The sequence below is a fragment of the Alistipes sp. D31t1_170403_E11 genome, from assembly GCF_015553985.1.
GTDB classification, from domain to species: domain Bacteria; phylum Bacteroidota; class Bacteroidia; order Bacteroidales; family Rikenellaceae; genus Alistipes; species Alistipes montrealensis.
Genome location: NZ_JADNHQ010000003.1, coordinates 315,768 through 333,281, shown reverse-complemented (window position 1 = coordinate 333,281; position 17,514 = coordinate 315,768). Strand labels below are relative to the sequence as shown.

General features: G+C 58.9%; 11 protein-coding genes and 1 other RNA gene. 6 read left to right on the top strand and 6 right to left on the bottom strand.

The annotated features are described in order from the left end of the window. The first annotated feature begins 126 nt into the window (after positions 1–126). The 3 genes from I2E69_RS07815 (at position 127) to I2E69_RS07805 (ending at position 4,998) form a co-directional block, all read left to right on the top strand. The gene (locus I2E69_RS07815; RefSeq protein ID WP_195460534.1) at positions 127–3,210 is read left to right on the top strand and encodes an ATP-binding protein; all 3,084 of its coding nucleotides are present in this window, start codon (positions 127–129) and stop codon (positions 3,208–3,210) included. 104 nt (positions 3,211–3,314) lie between these two features. Beyond that, positions 3,315–3,718, top strand: a transfer-messenger RNA (tmRNA) gene (ssrA, locus tag I2E69_RS07810). A 263-nt stretch (positions 3,719–3,981) separates the two neighbouring features. Then, the gene (locus I2E69_RS07805) at positions 3,982–4,998 is read left to right on the top strand and encodes an acyltransferase family protein (protein ID WP_195460533.1); all 1,017 of its coding nucleotides are present in this window, start codon (positions 3,982–3,984) and stop codon (positions 4,996–4,998) included. 48 nt (positions 4,999–5,046) lie between these two features. On the opposite strand, the gene I2E69_RS07800 is transcribed toward I2E69_RS07805, so the two are convergent. Then, a complete protein-coding gene (locus I2E69_RS07800) occupies positions 5,047–7,029 on the bottom strand; it encodes an LruC domain-containing protein (protein ID WP_195460532.1) in 1,983 nt (660 codons plus the stop codon). Positions 7,030–7,185: 156 nt separating this feature from the next. Next, positions 7,186–9,051 carry a PQQ-binding-like beta-propeller repeat protein gene (locus tag I2E69_RS07795; protein ID WP_195460531.1) on the bottom strand — a complete coding sequence of 622 codons (1,866 nt, stop codon included), beginning with the start codon at positions 9,049–9,051 and terminating at the stop codon, positions 7,186–7,188. A 189-nt stretch (positions 9,052–9,240) separates the two neighbouring features. Between I2E69_RS07795 and purT the strand changes: the two genes are divergently transcribed. The 3 genes from purT to I2E69_RS07780 are packed head-to-tail and all read left to right on the top strand — an operon-like array spanning position 9,241 to position 12,047. Then, the gene (gene purT, locus I2E69_RS07790; RefSeq protein ID WP_195460530.1) at positions 9,241–10,410 is read left to right on the top strand and encodes a formate-dependent phosphoribosylglycinamide formyltransferase; all 1,170 of its coding nucleotides are present in this window, start codon (positions 9,241–9,243) and stop codon (positions 10,408–10,410) included. Between the two features lie 13 nt (positions 10,411–10,423). Beyond that, complete coding sequence (locus I2E69_RS07785; RefSeq protein WP_195460529.1) at positions 10,424–10,864, top strand: peptidylprolyl isomerase; 441 nt, start codon at positions 10,424–10,426, stop codon at positions 10,862–10,864. A 22-nt stretch (positions 10,865–10,886) separates the two neighbouring features. Then, the gene (locus I2E69_RS07780; RefSeq protein WP_195460528.1) at positions 10,887–12,047 is read left to right on the top strand and encodes an acyltransferase family protein; all 1,161 of its coding nucleotides are present in this window, start codon (positions 10,887–10,889) and stop codon (positions 12,045–12,047) included. Positions 12,048–12,167: 120 nt separating this feature from the next. On the opposite strand, the gene I2E69_RS07775 is transcribed toward I2E69_RS07780, so the two are convergent. From I2E69_RS07775 to feoB, 4 genes are all read right to left on the bottom strand, one after another. After that, on the bottom strand, positions 12,168–13,355 hold the full coding sequence (locus tag I2E69_RS07775; protein WP_195460527.1) for a pyridoxal phosphate-dependent aminotransferase: 1,188 nt from the start codon (positions 13,353–13,355) through the stop codon (positions 12,168–12,170). A gap of 156 nt (positions 13,356–13,511) precedes the next feature. Further along, positions 13,512–14,210, bottom strand: a complete 699-nt coding sequence (locus I2E69_RS07770; RefSeq protein ID WP_195460525.1) for an LrgB family protein — start codon at positions 14,208–14,210, stop codon at positions 13,512–13,514. After that, entirely contained in the window at positions 14,203–14,574 is a 372-nt protein-coding gene (locus tag I2E69_RS07765) for a CidA/LrgA family protein (protein WP_195460523.1), read from the bottom strand. Before I2E69_RS07765 ends, I2E69_RS07770 begins: the two co-directional genes overlap by 8 nt. 259 nt (positions 14,575–14,833) lie before the next feature. Next, positions 14,834–17,386: a ferrous iron transport protein B gene (feoB, locus tag I2E69_RS07760; RefSeq protein ID WP_195460522.1), complete on the bottom strand. Its 2,553-nt coding sequence runs from the start codon at positions 17,384–17,386 to the stop codon at positions 14,834–14,836. Positions 17,387–17,514: the final 128 nt, after the last annotated feature.

Below are 17,514 nucleotides of genomic sequence, written 5' to 3'. Positions count from 1 at the left end.
TTGGGAGACCGGCTCTCTTTTTGAATCCCGGACCGTGCCCGGCAGAATAATTATCGGCCGAAATGGCTAAAATCCGATGTTTTTCGTTACTTTTAACCGGATTTTATGCGTCCGCTGCAAAACTGTATGAGAAGAAATATTTGCGTCGTTGTAATATGCCTGCTGACTGCCGGGCTCTATCTGCCTGTGCGTGCCGATGTTCCGCCGGCGTCGGGCAATTACGTCCTGCTGCTCAATTCGGCCAACTTCGGCGAATCGTGGTCGGATGTGATTCTCGAATCGCTCGTCAAGGGCCTCACCAAACAGGGCGTGGCGATCAGAACGGACGTGTTGCAGGTCCCGAAAATGACCACGCTCGGCGATGCACAGGCAAAGTGCGGGATGCTGCTCGAAAAGTACCCTGTGTCCCCGCGTGCCGTTATCTTTATCGGCGATCCGGGATGGCTGGTCACGCGGCCGCTTTTCGATGCGGAATGGAAAGACATTCCGACGCTCATCCTCTATTCCCGCAGCCGGATGCCTGCTCGCACCGAAGACCTGCTGTCGGGAAACCTGACTGAAAAGACGATGCTGCCTGCCGAGCAGGTGACCGAAGGATATAATGTGACCGTGCTTCGCCAGCCGTCCTATATTCGAGAAACGGTCGCCTCCATGCAGCGGCTCCTGCCCCGGATGCGGCGCGTGGCTTTCATCTCCGATCACCGTTACATCAGCCTGCGGGTGCGGGAGGAGGTCGAAAAAACGTTCCGGGAGGATTTTCCGGAATTGACGCTCGAACTGCTCAGTACGCCCGAGCTGAGCACCGAGCAACTGCTCGACCGGCTTGCCGAGTTCGACGATACGGTCGGGCTGATCTATTATTCATGGTTTGTGACCGGCAGCAGGTCGACGCACAGCTACCTCGACGACAACGTTCAAAAAGTACTCTTTGCGTTCACCCGTACGCCGGTTTTCTCGATTGCCGACCGCAGTTCCGAAGTGGGGGATTTTGCGGGCGGTTACTACATCGCCGCCGCGGATTTCGCCCCGGAAGTAATCGCCACGATGCAGGAGATACTCTCGGGAACCCCTGCCCGCGACATTCCGTGGCGCGACGGAGGAACCCCGGCCCTTTACCTGAATTATGCCCACCTCGACCGTCACAACGTGCCCGAGGAACTGTTTCCCGGCGATGCGGTCTATTCGCAGGTTCCGCCGGGATTTTTCGAAAAATACAAGTTCCAGTTCATCTCTGCGCTGTCGCTGTTGCTGCTCGTTGTGATCGGCGGAGGTTTGTGGCTGCGGTTTTCCTTCCAGCGGCAAAGCCAGCTTCGCCGCGAGTATAACCTCCTGGCCCGGTATCGCCGCCTGGTGGACAACATGCCGGTGATCTATATCCGCCGCAAACCGCTCGAGGCCGGCGGGGACTTCGTTTTCCTGGATGTGAACACCGCCTTCGAGCACGCTTTCGGATGCAGCGGCGACGAGGTCGTCGGCAAAAGACTGAGCGACCTGCTCCCTTCCCATGCGAAAATGCGCTGTCTCAGCCTGGAATCCGACATCTTCGTCGTGCCGGGCGAAACGGGCGACCGCTATTTCAAATGCCTGACGTTCCGTAGCAGCGAAGCGGGTGTCGACGACATCTTCTGCATCGACCGCACGGAGGAGCACCTCGGGCAACTGCATATGGAGGAGCACAACAGGGAGCGTGAAAAACTCTATGAGAAATACAAACTGGTCCTGCGCGCCACGGGACTTACGCCGTGGACCTGGGACAAGCGCACGGAGTTGATCGACTGCGATTTCGAATATACCCCCGGGTCCTATGACATCGAGAATAACCAGTTGATCGTCCCGTCGGACGTGTATTACGACCTGATCCATCCCGACGACCGCGAACGCATCCGCAAGGCATACGTAGACCTGCACGAAGGGCGAACGGACATCCTGCAGCAGGAATACCGTGTCTTTTATGTCCCCGGTGCGACGGAATATTACTGGGTCAAGAGTTTTGCCATCGTCATGGAGTGGGATGCCGGCCATAAGCCGCAGATGCTTGTGGGCGCATCGTTGCAGATCAACGTGCAGAAGGCCCTGGAACAGGACCTGCGCGAAGCCAAGGAGAAAGCCGAAGAGTCGAACCGCCTCAAGTCGGCCTTCCTGGCCAACATGAGCCACGAAATCCGTACGCCGCTCAATGCCATCGTGGGCTTCTCGAACCTGCTGACCGAGACCGAAGACATCGAGGAACGGCGGGAGTTCATGCACATGGTCGAGGAGAACAACGACCTGCTGCTCAAACTGATCTCCGATATCCTGGACCTTTCGAAGATCGAAGCCGGAACCTTCGAGTTCAATTACAGCGTGTTCGATGTCAACCTGATGTGCGAGGAGGCGGTACGTGCGCTCGGTTTGAAGGTCGGCGATCGTCCGGTCGAATTGCGTTTTATCCGTCGCGAGCCCCGGCGGATGATTTACGGGGATAAAAACCGGCTGACGCAGATTATCACCAACTTCATCAACAACGCCCTGAAATTTACGGAAAAGGGATCTATCTCGCTGGACTACGAAGTGACCGGCGACCGGATTCGTTTTCAGGTCGCGGATACCGGTTCGGGAATCGCCCCGGAGAAGCAGGCCGCCGTTTTCGAACGCTTCGTCAAACTCAACAGTTTTGTCCAGGGAACGGGGCTGGGACTTTCGATCTGCAAATCGATCGTCGAGCAGATGGGCGGGCAGATCGGCCTGGAGTCGGAAGTCGGCAAGGGATCGTGTTTCTGGTTTACGGTTCCCGTCGGGACCGGCGATTTCTCCGAAACGGAGGACGAAGCCGCGGAAATGGAAGCTCCGGTTATCCCCGCATCGGGAAAACGGCCGGTAGTGCTGGTAGCCGAAGATACCGAGAGCAGTTTCCTGCTCGTCATGATGACGCTTAAAAAGGAGTACGAGGTCGTGCATGCACGTGACGGGATCGAGGCTGTGCGGCTGTTCCGCGAGTTGCAGCCCGATGTGGTGCTGATGGATATCCAGATGCCCGGCATGGACGGCCTGGAGGCTACACGGCAAATCCGGCAGTGCAATACCTCGGTTCCGATCATTGCCGTGACGGCGTTTGCCTACGACCAGGACCGGCAGCGGGCGCTCGACGCCGGGTGCAACGACTACCTTCCCAAGCCGCTTACGGGCGACAAACTGCGGCAGAAACTCCGCCACCTGTTATCGAAAAGGTAGCGGGAGGGGAGTGCTGCATGCAATTTCCCGGGACGGAAGGGCGTAAATCTGAAAAAATGCACTATCTTTGCATCAGTTTCCGATTGACTTTGCACGGAAAGACCGGGGGTGCCTGGTTTTGACAGCAGGCAGAGTTTGATTGTAAGCACGCCGAGCGCTGTGTGGCGGCTCGTTAATCCCGATGCTCGAACTACAAATGGCAATAACAGCCTTGCACTCGCTGCCTAATTTTCAAGGAAAATTGGCTTAATCGCTGAAGCCCAGGCGCTTTGGCGACGAGTATCCCGAAGGGACGTTCCGCTCTTTAACGGCTCTTCATACGGGGTATCATCCATTTAGAGATAGTGCGCCGGAGTGTTCCGGCCGGTGCGCGAAAATTTAGGAACTGGGCCCCGCGTTCGGTCGCTGCCTGCCAGGCACGGGGAGAAGGATCAAATGGCGGCTAAGCGTGTAGAAAGCTTTCGGGTTCCCTGTTTGGACGCGGGTTCGACTCCCGCCACCTCCACTGAAACGCAGCGTTCCGGTTCTCCGGGGCGCTGTTTTTTTGGATGCGGGTTACCTCCGTCGCGAAACCCCGTACCGCCCTGCGGGCGACAACGGCGCTCGGTCGGTGAGGATGGCTTCGCCACGTTCGACTCCCGCCCATTTCCGCAGAATCCGGTATCCTCTCGCCGGAGCATCCCTCTTTTGTGGCGTGTTTGGACGTTTTAATGCGCTTTTTTCCACCGGAATGGTCTATATCGTCAACCCGAAATTATTATCTTTGCCGCAATGAACGAACAACTGACTCGGCGGATTGATTTCATCGACCTTACAAAGGGTCTGTGTATCATGCTGGTTGTGATGGTGCATGTCGGGGGAATCTTCGACGGTCCCACGACCGGGCGAATCCTGTCGAGTTTCGTCATGCCGCTTTATTTCTTCGTTTCGGGGCTTTTCTTCAAGTCCTACGAAGGATTTGCGGGCTTCCTCCTCCGTAAAACAGATAAACTGCTCGTGCCCTTCCTGGTCTTTTACCTGGGTTCGTTCCTGCTGATGTACGGTATTTCGAAGGCGCTGCCCGGAACGTTTCAGCTTCCGGTACGCTGGAGCGAGCTCCTGCTGGTTTTCCGGGGTCACGAATTGATCCGCTTCAATCCCCCGGTTTGGTTCCTGGTTGCGCTCTTCAACTGCAACATCCTGTTTTACATCGTTCACTACCTGCGCGACAAACACGTTCCGGCATTGTTCGCCGTGACCTTGCTGATCGGCGTCGCCGGATTCTGGCTGGGCAAAGAGCGGATCGAGCTGCCGTTTTATATCGACGTAGCCATGACGGCCATGCCGTTCTATTTCGCGGGGTTCTGGATTCGCCGTTACAACTTTTTCCTCTATCCGCACCACCGTTTCGACAAACTGATTCCGGTGTTCGTCGTGCTGGCTGTCGCGGTGATGTATTTCACGGCTACGCCCCTGGGGATGCGGACCAATAATTACCCGGGAAATATCTTTCAGGTCTACCTCGCGGCTTTCGCCGGCATCTTCGCCGTCATGCTCCTGTGCAAGGAACTGAAGAGTGTTCCTGTCGTCACCTACCTGGGCCGTTATTCGATCATCACGCTCGGCATCCACGGTCCGTTGCTCTTTTTCCTGCGGCCGCTCGTGTCGCGGTTTCTGGCCGACGGCTGGGTGCAGTCGGTCGTTCTGCTGGTGCTGACGCTCCTTGTCTGCCTCGCGCTGACGCCCGTTATCATCCGGCTCATTCCGCAGTTCGTCGCCCAGAAAGACCTGCTTAACCGCAAACCATAAAAAAACAGGCTCCTGAAGGAGCCTGTTTCGTATGATGCCTGCCTGCGGCTATTTGTACCAGTCGGCATTGTCGGCGCCGTTTGACGATGCCCAGCCCATATAAGCAGGGTAGAGCTTGTCGATGGGCGTCTTCTCGTTTACGGGGTCGAGCAGCTTGGAGAGGTCTACCTCGGTCGCACCCGAAAGGAAGAAGGCGAAGGGGTAACTCTCGGCGCGAACGTAGTAGCGTCCCGAAGCCGGATCGGACTTGTCGTCGCTTGTGCCGAAGAATTTCGTATCCGCTTTGGCGGTCGGCGCTTCGAAAGGCAGGTGTACCTCCTTGCGCAGGCCCGGGGTAAGGTCGTCGTCGTTCGTGCGATAGATGAAAGGCTTGACGACAGCGGCTTTCCCTTCGGCGATCGGCGAAGCGTACTTTGCCGTGATTTTGTAGGTAGCACCCATATCCTGCTTCACGTTGGGGGTCAGCAGGAATACGTTGCCCTCGCGCTCAACGGCATACGATTCGTATTCCGGCGACGGATTGTCCTTGCCGGCGGGACGGAGTATCGAGAACTCCAGCTCGGCCGATACGGCGTCGCCTCCGAGGGTGAAGGCCAGTCCGTTTTCGAGTCCTGCGAGGTTGTTGAAGGTCTTGAAGAGATACGACTCCTCGTAAATACCCTTGCTGCCGACCGTCTTCGCGTAGTCGAGTTTCACCATCACGTCGTTCATGTCGTAGTCGCCGCGGCTGGGCCACAGGTCTTCGAACGCATAGATGCCCTTCAGCAGGCGCACTTCGCGTTTGGTGTCGTCGGCTCCGGGTTTCTCGTCGACCGACGGAATGTCGACCACGGCGTCCACCGGGTTCGATTTCATCGTGAAGATCACGTCGCTGAAGTTCTGGTCGGTCGTGTAGTCCTCAAACGAACAGATCACCGAATTGAGCCCGAGCGACGAGTTGGTATAGCGGTAAACGGCTGTCCGGGGCTGCTTGTAGGCGACGCCCTTGTCGTTGATGCTCAGTCCGTCGGATGTGGCCGCACGGTATTTTTTGGCTCCCGTGAATCCGGGAAGCTGGTTGCCCCAGGCGTTGGTGGCAAGGACGAATCCGATGCGGTAGCCCTTCGGGAAGACCGTGGTGGCGCCTTCTTTGCTGCCCTCGGCGATTTTCGGGTAGAACATCAGTTGCACGGCGGTTCCGCGGTCCACGCCTTTGTATTTGGCGGCCTTTTTGGGGTCGTTGCTCCATTTTCCGTCCTGCGTGTTGGGGAAGATCATAATGGGATGCACGTCCTTGAGCGATGCGGGATGTTCCGCGGCATCGTAATAATAGTAGCCCATCGAGCAGTTCCAGCAGGTGTTGCTCATCAGGAACGTGATGGCTACCTCGGCGTCCTTTTCCAGGTAGAGGTCGCTCGACGAGCGATATTCTTCGGGGCAGGCCTTCGAAGTGTCGAAAACCTTGTTGGCGGCGTTGTAAAGCTTCTTCCAGTCCTTCTCGCGCAGTTCGTCGCCCGTATAGGCGTAGTCGATGCGGCCGTAGGTGTCGTCGTAAGTCCCGAGCCACGTCTTCCAGCCGTCGCCGGTGACGGCTGCCGACTCGTAACCGGCGCGGGTAGCTTTCGCTGCGGCGGCAGTTTCGGTATCGAGGGCCGAAGCCGTCAGTGCCGCACCGTTCTTGTCGGCGGTCAGCAGCGTCCGGGCGTGGACGTTGGGGGTGTAGATATAGGCTTTGGCGAAATAGGCCGGGAGGTCGATCTTTGCCGAAAAACGGCCCTCTGCATCGGTATAGCCCGCATAAAGCGGCTCGAAGCCTTCGACTTTTTCATACGCCGTGCCTTCGGCGTTCTCCCGTACGGGTGCGGCGTCGTAGACTTCGAAGTATACTTCGGCCTGTGTGCCGTAATCCACCGAAAGGGTGGTAGCTTTTACCGTCGAGAAGTCGAATTTGTTGAACTCCTCCCCGGGTTTTGTCGAACCGTTGTCCGAAATGTCCTTGACACAACCGCCCAGAAGTGTCAGTGACAAAAGTGCATAGACTGCTCTTTTCATATTTGTTTGCATGTATGGTGTTGCAGTGCGCGTCCGCCTTTGGGCCAAGATGTTTTGTCTTTGGGCGGAAATGTAAATCCTGCGACAAAGGTACGAAAAAAACGGACCGATACAAATTATCCGGTCCGTTTTTTACAAATATTGCTTTAGGACCAACTATTTAGGGATCCTGAAGAGTTTTCCTTCGGCGAAAGTCGCCCACAGCGAACCGTCGGGAGCCGCGGTGATGAAGTTCGCCGCCGAATTGCAGCACTTGACACACCACAACAATGTGCCGTCCTCGCGCACGGCGGCGACGTTGCCCGAACGGTCGGCCAGGTAGGCGATGCCGTCGCTTACGGTTACCGGACAGGCCGTGTAGTCGTAGCCGAAGCCTACGGGAGTGAGCCATAGTTGGCGGAACGAGTCCGAAGCCGTGTCTATGGCCAGCAGTTCCCCGTCCATGGTTTTGACGTAGAAGCGTTTGCCGTCGGCGCTTACGCCCGACGATTCGCGGGCCTTGTAATCCGTACAGCGCCAGACGACGCGCCCGGTCGCCAGGTCGATGCTGGTGATGGCCCGGTCGGGAGCGTCGATGAAAACGCGTCCGCCGCTGATCCGGGGGACGATGTTGCCCGGAGACTGGAACGAGCTTTTCGAGCCGTTGCTCCACTTCCAGCAAAGGGTTCCCGTTGCGGCGTCGAGGCAGTAAAGGCGGCGGTTCCAGGCCCCGAATACCAGTTTTCCGTCCGCCAGCGCGGGCTGCCCCTGCGACTGGCCGCGTCCGTAGTCGTAACGCCACAGAATACGGCCGTCGCGCACCGCGATTTTAGCCATCGTGCCGTTTCCGAGTCCGATGTAGAGTGCCGTGTTGCGGCCCCGGCCGTCGACGAGTCCCTGCCCGACGATCGGCGTCGGGGTATCTATGTGCCACCGTTCGCGGCCCGTGCGGGCGTCGTAGGCACGCAGTCCGTCGGTCGTCGTGCCGGCGATAACCAACCCCTCGGCTGCGATCGGCGTGGAGTAGAGCGCTCCGCCGAAGCGTTTCTGCCAGAGTTCCCGGCCGCGGCGCGTGTCGTAGGCGCGCAGCACGCCCTGCGTAGTGCCATAATATACGATGTCTTTGTAAAATGCCGCTCCGGTGTAGACCGTAGCGCTGTCTTGCAGGACGAATTGTGCGTGCGCCTCGTAGTCAGGCGCAGCGGGCATCGGGTCGGAGGCGATGGCGAGTACTTGCGGATCGTCCTGCATGCGGATTGCGAAACAGGTGCGCGGAGCCGCTCCCAGCACCTTCTCCCGGACGCGGACCGAGTCGCCCCAGAAATCGAGCAGTGTGTAACCCGCGTCGGTGTCGTTCTTTCCCCGCAGGGCGCGCCCCTGAATCCCCGCCACGGAGTCGAAATTATAGAGCGACGGAGCCTGGTGGTAGTGGCCGAACAGCGTGAGCGGGATGCCCAGCCGCCGGAGTGTCGCCGTCACCTCGGCCCGGTTGGTGAGATCCTTGTTGAGCGGATAGTGGCAGAGGCTCACGATCCGTTCCCCCGGCCGGGCTTTCGCGGCCTCTTCGGCCAGCCACGTGAGGTCCTCGGTGCGCACGGCTCCCATGGCCATCTTCATGAAAGGTCCCGAAGCATACCCCAGGAAGAGGTAGCCCCCGGCGCGGAAAGCGGTGCGTCCGTCGTGGCCGAACACCTTGGCAAAGGTCGTGCAGGCACTTTCGGACCACGTGCTTTCGTGGTTGCCCGGAACGGCATGCCACGGCTTTTCGAGCCGCGAGATCAGGTTGTGGACATGCCTGAGCTCGGCGTCGCTGCCCAGGTTCGTGAGGTCGCCGCCGAAGATCACGACATCGCACGGCGAGGCGTTGACCTCGGCGACCGCGACGCGGAAGAGCGAGTCCTGCACATTGCCGGGCGTTACGTGAATGTCCGTGAGGAAAGCGACGCGGAGCGTGTCGCAGGGAGCGGTTGCCGCGGTTACGGTCGAAAAAGCGATCGTTGACCACAACACACTAAAGCACAGTGAGATTTTAGGGTATTTCATCGGTTCGGGTAGTTTTATTGCTGCAAGGTACAAAATTCGACGGGAAAAAACTATCTTTGTGTCGCAAAAAAACAGAAAGCGATACTCCGGACTTTCGGCTAATGTCCGATCCGTTGCGCTCGTCTGCCGTTGCGGTCGGGAGCGGTCCGGGTTGCATATTATAAAACCTAATAACACTACATAATTTCTATGAAAAAGATACTTCTTCTGGGTTCCGGCGAGCTGGGCAAGGAGTTCGTGATTGCGGCGCAGCGACTGGGCCAGACCGTCGTGGCGTGCGATAAGTATGCGGGAGCTCCCGCTATGCAGGTGGCCGACGCCTGCGAGGTGTTCGACATGCTCGACGGCGATGCGCTGGCCGCAGCGGTCGAAAAGCACCGCCCCGACATCATCGTTCCCGAGATCGAGGCCATCCGCACCGAACGGCTTTACGATTTCGAGCGTGCCGGCGTACAGGTCGTCCCGAGTGCCCGGGCCGTGAATTTCACGATGAACCGCAAGGCCATCCGCGACCTCGCGGCGAAGGAACTGGGGCTGAAAACGGCGAAATACTTCTACGCCACGTCGTTCGACGAGTTGCGCGAGGCCGCCGGAAAGATCGGCTTCCCGTGTGTGGTAAAGCCGCTGATGTCCTCTTCGGGCAAGGGCCAGTCGCTGGTGAAAGGACCCGATGAACTGGAGCACGCCTGGCATTACGGCTGCGAAGGGTCGCGCGGAGATATCCGCGAACTGATCATCGAGGAGTTCATCCGCTTCGACAGCGAAATCACGCTGCTGACCGTCACCCAGAAGAACGGTCCGACGCTTTTCTGCCCGCCGATAGGCCATGTGCAGAAGGGCGGCGATTACCGCGAAAGTTTCCAGTCGCCCGAAGTCGCTCCCGAACACCTCGCCGAGGCGCAGCGCATGGCCGCCGCCGTCACCGAAGCCCTTACCGGGGCCGGCCTGTGGGGCGTGGAGTTCTTCCTGAGCCGCGACAACGGTGTTTACTTCTCCGAGTTGTCGCCCCGTCCGCACGACACCGGCATGGTGACGCTGGCCGGGACGCAGAATCTCAACGAGTTCGAACTGCACCTGCGGGCCGTGCTGGGGATTCCCATTCCGGCGGTTACCTTCGAACGCATGGGAGCCAGCGCCGTAATCCTTTCGGGCGTCGAGACCGCAACGCCGCATTACGAAGGGGTGGGCGAGGCCGTTGCCGCCGATCCGCGCACCGACATCCGCATCTTCGGCAAGCCCTCGGCGCGCGTGAACCGCCGTATGGGCGTCGTCGTGGGTTACGAGCCGCACGGAAGCAGTCTCGAGGCCCTGCGCGAGCGGGTAAAGGCCGCTGCTGCAAAAGTCATTGTTAAAGAGTAAAACCGATACGACCATGAAAAAGTACGCAATTATTTCGACCGAAAAAGGGGTGATGAAAGCCGAGCTGTATGCCGACGAAACCCCCGGAACAGTGGCCAATTTCGTCGAACTGGCCGGACATAATTTCTACGACGGACTGACCTTCCACCGCGTTATTCCCGATTTCGTCATCCAGGGCGGCTGTCCCAAGGGCGACGGCACGGGAGGCCCTGGCTACAAGATCAAGTGCGAGACTTCGGCCCCGCGCCAGCGTCACGACCGCGGCGTACTGTCGATGGCCCATGCCGGACGCGATACGGGCGGTTCGCAGTTCTTTATCTGCCATAACCGCGAGAACACGCAGCACCTCGACGGCCGCCATACCTGCTTCGGACAGGTGGTCGAAGGGCTGGACGTGATCGACGACATCCGTCCGGGCGATAAGATTCTCTCGATCCGCATCGTCGAAGAGTAGCCCGGTTCCCAAACTCAAATCCATGACTGCGGCTTCAACCGGTTACCTGGCTTCCAAGCCCCGCTACGAAATCCTCGACGGATTGCGCGGTGTGGCGGCGATGATCGTGGTAGCCTTCCACCTGTTCGAAACCTACTCCAAAGGCCCTGCCTTCCAGATTCTCAACCACGGCTACCTGGCCGTAGATTTCTTCTTCGTGCTTTCGGGCTTTGTGATCGGGTATGCCTACGACGACCGCTGGAACAAAATGTCGCTCAAGGACTTCTTCAAACGCCGTCTGGTGCGTCTGCACCCGATGGTCGTCATGGGGATGCTCGTCGGCGCACTATTTTTTTACTTCGGAGCCTGCGGCGCTTTTCCGGCGATCGGGGCGACGCCCTGGTGGCAGGTATTGCTGATTTTCCTGCTGGGCTGCACGCTGCTCCCTGCCCCGATGGCCTGGGACATCCGCGGCTGGGGTGAAACCTATCCCCTGAACGGTCCCGCCTGGTCGCTGTTCTACGAGTACATCGCCAATATTCTCTATGCACTTGTCATCCGCCGTTTTCCGAAATTCGTGCTGGGTTTGTTCGTGGCCGCTGCTGCGGTGCTGACGATCGATCTGACGCTGAACCTCGATCTGTTCGGCATGCTTCCCGCCGACCGCTCTGCGGCCTATACCGTCATCGGCGGCTGGAGTCTCACCCCGACGCAAGTCTACATCGGCTTCTCGCGCCTGCTCTATCCCTTCTTCGCGGGACTGCTGCTCTCGCGCCTCGGCGCGGCGATTCGGGTGCGGGGTGGATTCTGGTGGTGTTCGCTGCTCGTAGCCGCGGCACTGGTGACGCCCCATGTCGGCAGCGTTTCGATGCCGTGGATCGACGGCGGCTACCAGGCGCTGGTCATCCTGCTCATTTTCCCGCTGATCGTCTCGATGGGCGCCGGAAGCCGTGTCACGGACGTCCGGTCGATAGCCGTCTGCAAGTTCCTCGGCGAAATCTCCTTCCCGCTCTATATCACACACTATCCGCTTGTCTACATGCAGTGGGGATGGGCGGCGAACAATCCCGATGCACCGCTCGGGACGCATATTTTTGTCAGCGTTTCGGTGTTCGTCGCCTCGGTAGGGTTGGCGTGGGCCTGCCTGAAACTTTACGACCTGCCAGTCCGCGAATGGCTCAAGCGGCATTGGCTGATGAAATAACCGCCGACCGGCCTGTAAGTCCCCTCGCAAGAGGGGGCTTTTTTGTTATCCTGCCGCCTGTCCGGGCACAAAAAAGACAGCCGTCCAAAAGGACGGCTGTCTCTATCTGTAAATCGGCGTTTACTTGCCGAAAGCGATCTTGATCTTTTCGGTAGCCTTCTTCAGCAGGGCTTCGGGGCAGCAGAGCGTGATGCGGATGTAGCCGTTGCCTTCCGAACCGAAGATACCGCCGGGGGTCAGGAACACGTCGGTCTTCTCCATCACCTCGTCCGAGAACGCGAAGCTGTCGCCCTTGTAACCCTCGGGCAGTTCGGCCCAGATGAACAGGCCTGCCTGGTTCTTGCGGTAGCGGCATCCCAGTGCGTCGAGCAGTTCGTAAGCCTGCTTCTCACGGGCATAGTAGATGCCATTCAGCTCCTTGAACCACTCCTCGCCCAGCGCCAGTGCGGTGTCGGCAGCGGCCTGGATGGGGTAGAACATACCCGAGTCCATGTTCGACTTGAACGTAAGGATCGAGTCGATCCACTCCTTCTTGCCCACGACGACGCCCACGCGCCAGCCGGCCATCGAGTGGCCTTTCGACAGCGAGTTCATCTCCAGAGCCACGTCCTTTGCGCCCTCGGCCTCCATGATCGAGATCGGGTGTTCGGCGTTGCGGATGAAGCTGTACGGGTTGTCATGCACGATCAGGATGTTGTGCTTGGCTCCGAAGTCGATGATTTTCTGGAACAATTCCATCGAAGGGGTCTGTCCCGTCGGCATGTTGGGGTAGTTGACGAGCATCATCTTCACACCGTCGAGCCCTGCCTTTTCGATCGCGTCGAAATCGGGGTAGAAATTGGTCTGCTTGTTCAGCGCATAGGGGAGCATCTCGCCGCCTGCCAGACGTACGGCCGCCGAATAGGTGGGGTAGCCCGGGTTCGGGACGAGGACTTTGTCGCCCTTATTGAGGAACGTCATGCAGATGTGCATGATACCTTCCTTCGAACCGATCAGCGGCAACACCTCCGACTTGAAATCCAGTTCTGTGCGATACCATTTCTTATACCAGTCGGCAAAGGCCTTGCGCAGGATGGGCTCACCCTGGTAAGACATGTATTTATGCACGTCGGGACGCTGTGCCTCTTTCGCCAGGCGGTCGATCACGGACTGGTGGGGCGGCAGGTCGGGGCTGCCCATGGCCAGTTTTACGATCTGGCGGCCCGTTGCCGCTTCAATCTCGGCGATCTCGCGCAAACGACGCGAAAAATAGTACTCTCCGATGCCGTCCAACCGGTGTGAACGGGCGATGTTGACTGCTTTTGCCATAGTATAAGTTATGTTTGGGATTATGCTTCCGGACAAAGATAGGGAAATAATTAATAAAATTAATAAATCGGCGTGAAAAATTGTGCGCTATCGAGCCCGAATAGCGGGCGATCCGGATATTCGTCGAGTTTTCAGCCTGCCGAAATCCGCTCCGGTTCAATAGAGATACCGCTCCATCAGCGGCATGAGCAATGCTGTCGCCAGTCCCATCAGGGCCATTGCAAGACCGCTCAGGGCTCCTTCGGCAGCGCCCATCTCGATGGCCCGCGCCGTGCCGATGCCGTGTGCGGCGGCTCCGAGGGCGAAACCCCGCGCCTCGGGATCGCGGACCCCGCAGTGGCGGAGGATCCATTCGCCGAAGATACTGCCGAAAATCCCCACGCAGAAGACCACGACCGACGTTACCGACACGTTGCCACCCAGCGGGCCGGCGACCGATACGGCTATCGGCACGGTCACCGACTTTGGAGCTATGGAGTTGAGAATCTGCCGCTCGGTCCCGAACGCCATGGCGATATAGACCACGCTCAGCACCCCCGCGACGCATCCCGCAAGGGTCGCCACACCTACCGGAAGCAGGCTTCCGCGCAGGCGTTCGAGTTGCTCGTAAAGCAGGTATCCGAGCGCCACGACCGACATGCCGAGGGCGAAATTGAGGATGCCCGTCGCGTCCCGGTAACGTTCGTAACCGATTCCGGCGCAGCGCAGGAAGACGATCACGGCGATGAACGTGAGCAGCACCGGGTGGAGCAGCGGCAGCCTCGCGCGGCGGTAAATCAGCGCCCCGAGGCAGTAGAGGCCCACGGTGAGGGTCAGCAGAAAGAGGTCCGAAGAGAGAAATGCGGCGTCAAGCATCGTGGCGGAGGTGTTTGAGGTGTCGCAGGCGGGCGCGTCGGTTCAGGCTTTGGAATGTTTTGCCGGAGACGATCAGCACGAGAATCGTCGAGAGGATTCCCGAGACGACGATGGCCCAGAGGTTTTCGAGGATCACCTGATAGGAGTCCATCAGCCCCACGCCGTAGGGCACGAAGAACAGCGCCATGGCTCCCAGCAGGAAGCGCGCCGCAGGGCGTACCGTCTCGGCCCGCACCCACTTGAGGCACAACGCCGCAAAAAGCAGGATCATGCCGATGATGTTACCTGAAACATAACCTCCGGTAAGGAGGCTCAACGCATTGCCTGTCAGCCAGAAAAATAGAATATAGAAGAGTCCTGCCATAGTCGTGTGCACTTCGTCGGCCGGCCTATACATTCGAAGCCGGACTTTGCAGCCGGCTTCGGAAAACCGCCGTCGTTTGCGGCGGCAAAGATACGGTTTAATTCTTTTCGTTGAACTTTTTCAGCGGACATTGTGTCGACGCACACGACGCGCAGCCTCCCCGCCGCCGTCCGCGCACGAAGCACCACAGCCGTCTCGCGACGATCGCCGCGACTGCCAGCCCGATGGCCCATACAACATAGTCCTGCCAGCCCATCGGTTAGAATATCGATGCGATGCGATAAACGATCCACGCCACGAGCCATGCCAGCGCCGTGTTGTAGATAACCGATGCCGCGGCCCATTTCCACCCCGCTTCGGCGCCGATGGCCACCACCGTGGCGATACAGGGCACATAAAGCAGGATGAACACCAGGAACGCCAGCGCCGAGGCGGTCGTGAAGTCGCCGCTGGCGAGCAGCCGCTGCGAAAGCGACGCCATTTCCTCGTCTTCGGCCGGTTCGGGAGCCGCGGCCCGTTCTTCTGCGACGATGATCTGCGTAGGACCCTCTGCGCCGCCGATGACGTTTTCTGTCCCTGCGGGGGCGGCTTCCGTCATGGCGCCCTCGGAGTAGAGCACGCCGAGCGTCGAGACCACGATCTCCTTGGCCGGAAGCCCCGACAGCAACGCCACGCTGGCTTTCCAGTTGAATCCCAGGGGGCTGAATACCGGCTCGCAGCCTTTGCCCAGCTGGCCGAGATAGGAGTTTTCGTAGTGCGCTTCGGTTCCGGCGGTCGCATTCGTGCGGGGATAGTAGCTCAGGAACCAGACGACTACCGAGGCGATCAGGATCATGCCGCCCATCTTTTTGAGGTACTGCGCACACTTGTCCCACATGTGGCTGAGCGTGGTTTTCCATGTCGGCAGGCGGTAGGGCGGCAGTTCCATCACAAACGGCGTCTCGTCCACCGGGAAGAGGAACCGGCGCATCAGCCGGGCCGTAATTACAGCCAGCACGACGCCCAGTATGTAGAGTCCCAGCATCACCATCCCGGCGTTGGCGGCGAAAAACGTTCCCGCCAGCAACAGGTAAATCGGGATTCGGGCGCTGCATGACATGAACGGTGTAATAAGTATGGTTATCAGGCGGCTGCTGCGGCTCTCGATAGTCCGGCAGGCCATGATGGCGGGTACGTTGCAGCCGAAACCCATGATCAGCGGGATGAACGATTTTCCGTGTACCCCGATCCGGTGCATCACGCGGTCCATGATGAACGCCGCACGGGCCAGGTAGCCCGAATCCTCCATGAACGAGATGAAGAGATAAAGTATCATGATGTTCGGCAGGAAGACGATCACGGCTCCCACGCCGCCGATGATGCCGTCGACCAACAGGTCGCGGAGCGGTCCTGCGGGCAATATTGTATCCAGCCCGGTGCTGATCCAACCCACCAGCGCGTCGATCCACTCCTGCGGATAGGCCCCGAGGCTGAACGTGCACCAGAACATCAACCACATCAGCGCAAAAAAGATCGGGAATCCCCACAGTTTATGCGTGACGAAAGTGTCGATCATGGCCGTCGTCGTGACCTCCTCGCGCCGCCCGGGGGTGAAGGTCTCCTTCAGCGCGCCCTGGATAAAGCCGTATTTCTGGTTGGCGAAAGCCGTTTCGACATCCTCGCCCAGGGCCTCGGCGATGCGTTTGGCTTCCCGGTCCCGAATCTCGACCCAAGCGGGATAACGCTCACAGTTGCGGAGGCTCTCCTCGGCCTGCTTGTCGCCTTCGAGCATCTTCATCGCGTAGTAGCGGGGCGGGAAGGCTTTCGGAAGTTCGTCGCGGAAGGCGCCCATGTCGCTGTTCAGCTTGCGCAAACTTTCGTCGATCACCGGGCCCATGTTGATGTGGATGTGACGCACGCGCTCGTCGCGGTTCTCGTACACGTCGATCACCGTGTCCAGCAGGGCCTCGATGCCGCGGTTGTTGCGCGCTTCGACCGGGACCATCGGCACGCCCAGCATGCGGCCCAGGTTGTCGTAGTCGAGTTTCGCCCCGCTGTCGTTCAGTTCGTCGAACATGTTGAGCGCTACGACCATGCGCGGGTTTATATCAATCAACTCCGTAGTTAAATAGAGGTTACGCTCTAAGTTTGAGGCTACTACCGAGTTGATCACTACGTCGGGAGTCTTCGTGGCGAGGTGATTGCGCACGTAACGCTCTTCGGGCGTGTAGGCCGAAAGGGCATAAGTTCCGGGCAGGTCGGTGACTTCGAACCGATAGCCGCGGTAGATGCGGTTGCCGATTTTGGCCCCGACGGTCACGCCGCTGTAATTGCCCACATGCTCGTGGCCGCCCGATATGGCGTTGAAAAGCGACGTTTTACCGCTGTTGGGATTGCCGACCAGTGCGACATAGATGGTCCGGGTGTGGCGCGCTACGACCTCGTCGATGCTCGCGCAGCACGCCTCGCCGGGTTCCGTTGCACCGAATTCCGCTGCCGGAGCATCCGGCGACGGCGTTTCGCTCGCGGGGCATTCGCACACCCCGGATTGCAAATGGTGGTGATGATGGTGACGATGTTCGCGCCTGGCGAGGTATTCCCCGGCTTCGCTGTCGGTGAGCACGACGACCATGTCGGCTTCGCTGCGCCGCAGCGAGATGTCGTAGCCCATGATTTTATATTCGATCGGATCCTTCAGGGGCGCGTTCAGGATGACTTCGACCCGTTGTCCGCGGACGAAACCCATCTCCATGATGCGGCGGCGGAAACCTCCGTGTCCCATCACCTTGACGATCGTTGCCGACTCGCCGGTTTTCAGTTCGGATAGACGCATTTTCTTCTGTTTTGCGTCCAAAGGTACGACTTTACGGCGATATGTGCAATCCCCATAAGTAGGTATGCCCTGAATTGAAAATGAAAAATTAGGAATTGAAAATTTGCGGATTTACTGGTCTGGCCCTA

What these genes read in the sequence shown, in the direction of transcription:
- I2E69_RS07815 (WP_195460534.1), top strand. Translation starts at nt 127, where the DNA reads ATGAGAAGAAATATTTGCGTCGTTGTAATATGCCTGCTGACTGCCGGG.
- I2E69_RS07805 (WP_195460533.1), top strand. Translation starts at nt 3,982, where the DNA reads ATGAACGAACAACTGACTCGGCGGATTGATTTCATCGACCTTACAAAG.
- I2E69_RS07800 (WP_195460532.1), bottom strand. Translation starts at nt 7,029, where the DNA reads ATGAAAAGAGCAGTCTATGCACTTTTGTCACTGACACTTCTGGGCGGT.
- I2E69_RS07795 (WP_195460531.1), bottom strand. Translation starts at nt 9,051, where the DNA reads ATGAAATACCCTAAAATCTCACTGTGCTTTAGTGTGTTGTGGTCAACG.
- purT (WP_195460530.1), top strand. Translation starts at nt 9,241, where the DNA reads ATGAAAAAGATACTTCTTCTGGGTTCCGGCGAGCTGGGCAAGGAGTTC.
- I2E69_RS07785 (WP_195460529.1), top strand. Translation starts at nt 10,424, where the DNA reads ATGAAAAAGTACGCAATTATTTCGACCGAAAAAGGGGTGATGAAAGCC.
- I2E69_RS07780 (WP_195460528.1), top strand. Translation starts at nt 10,887, where the DNA reads ATGACTGCGGCTTCAACCGGTTACCTGGCTTCCAAGCCCCGCTACGAA.
- I2E69_RS07775 (WP_195460527.1), bottom strand. Translation starts at nt 13,355, where the DNA reads ATGGCAAAAGCAGTCAACATCGCCCGTTCACACCGGTTGGACGGCATC.
- I2E69_RS07770 (WP_195460525.1), bottom strand. Translation starts at nt 14,210, where the DNA reads ATGCTTGACGCCGCATTTCTCTCTTCGGACCTCTTTCTGCTGACCCTC.
- I2E69_RS07765 (WP_195460523.1), bottom strand. Translation starts at nt 14,574, where the DNA reads ATGGCAGGACTCTTCTATATTCTATTTTTCTGGCTGACAGGCAATGCG.
- feoB (WP_195460522.1), bottom strand. Translation starts at nt 17,386, where the DNA reads ATGCGTCTATCCGAACTGAAAACCGGCGAGTCGGCAACGATCGTCAAG.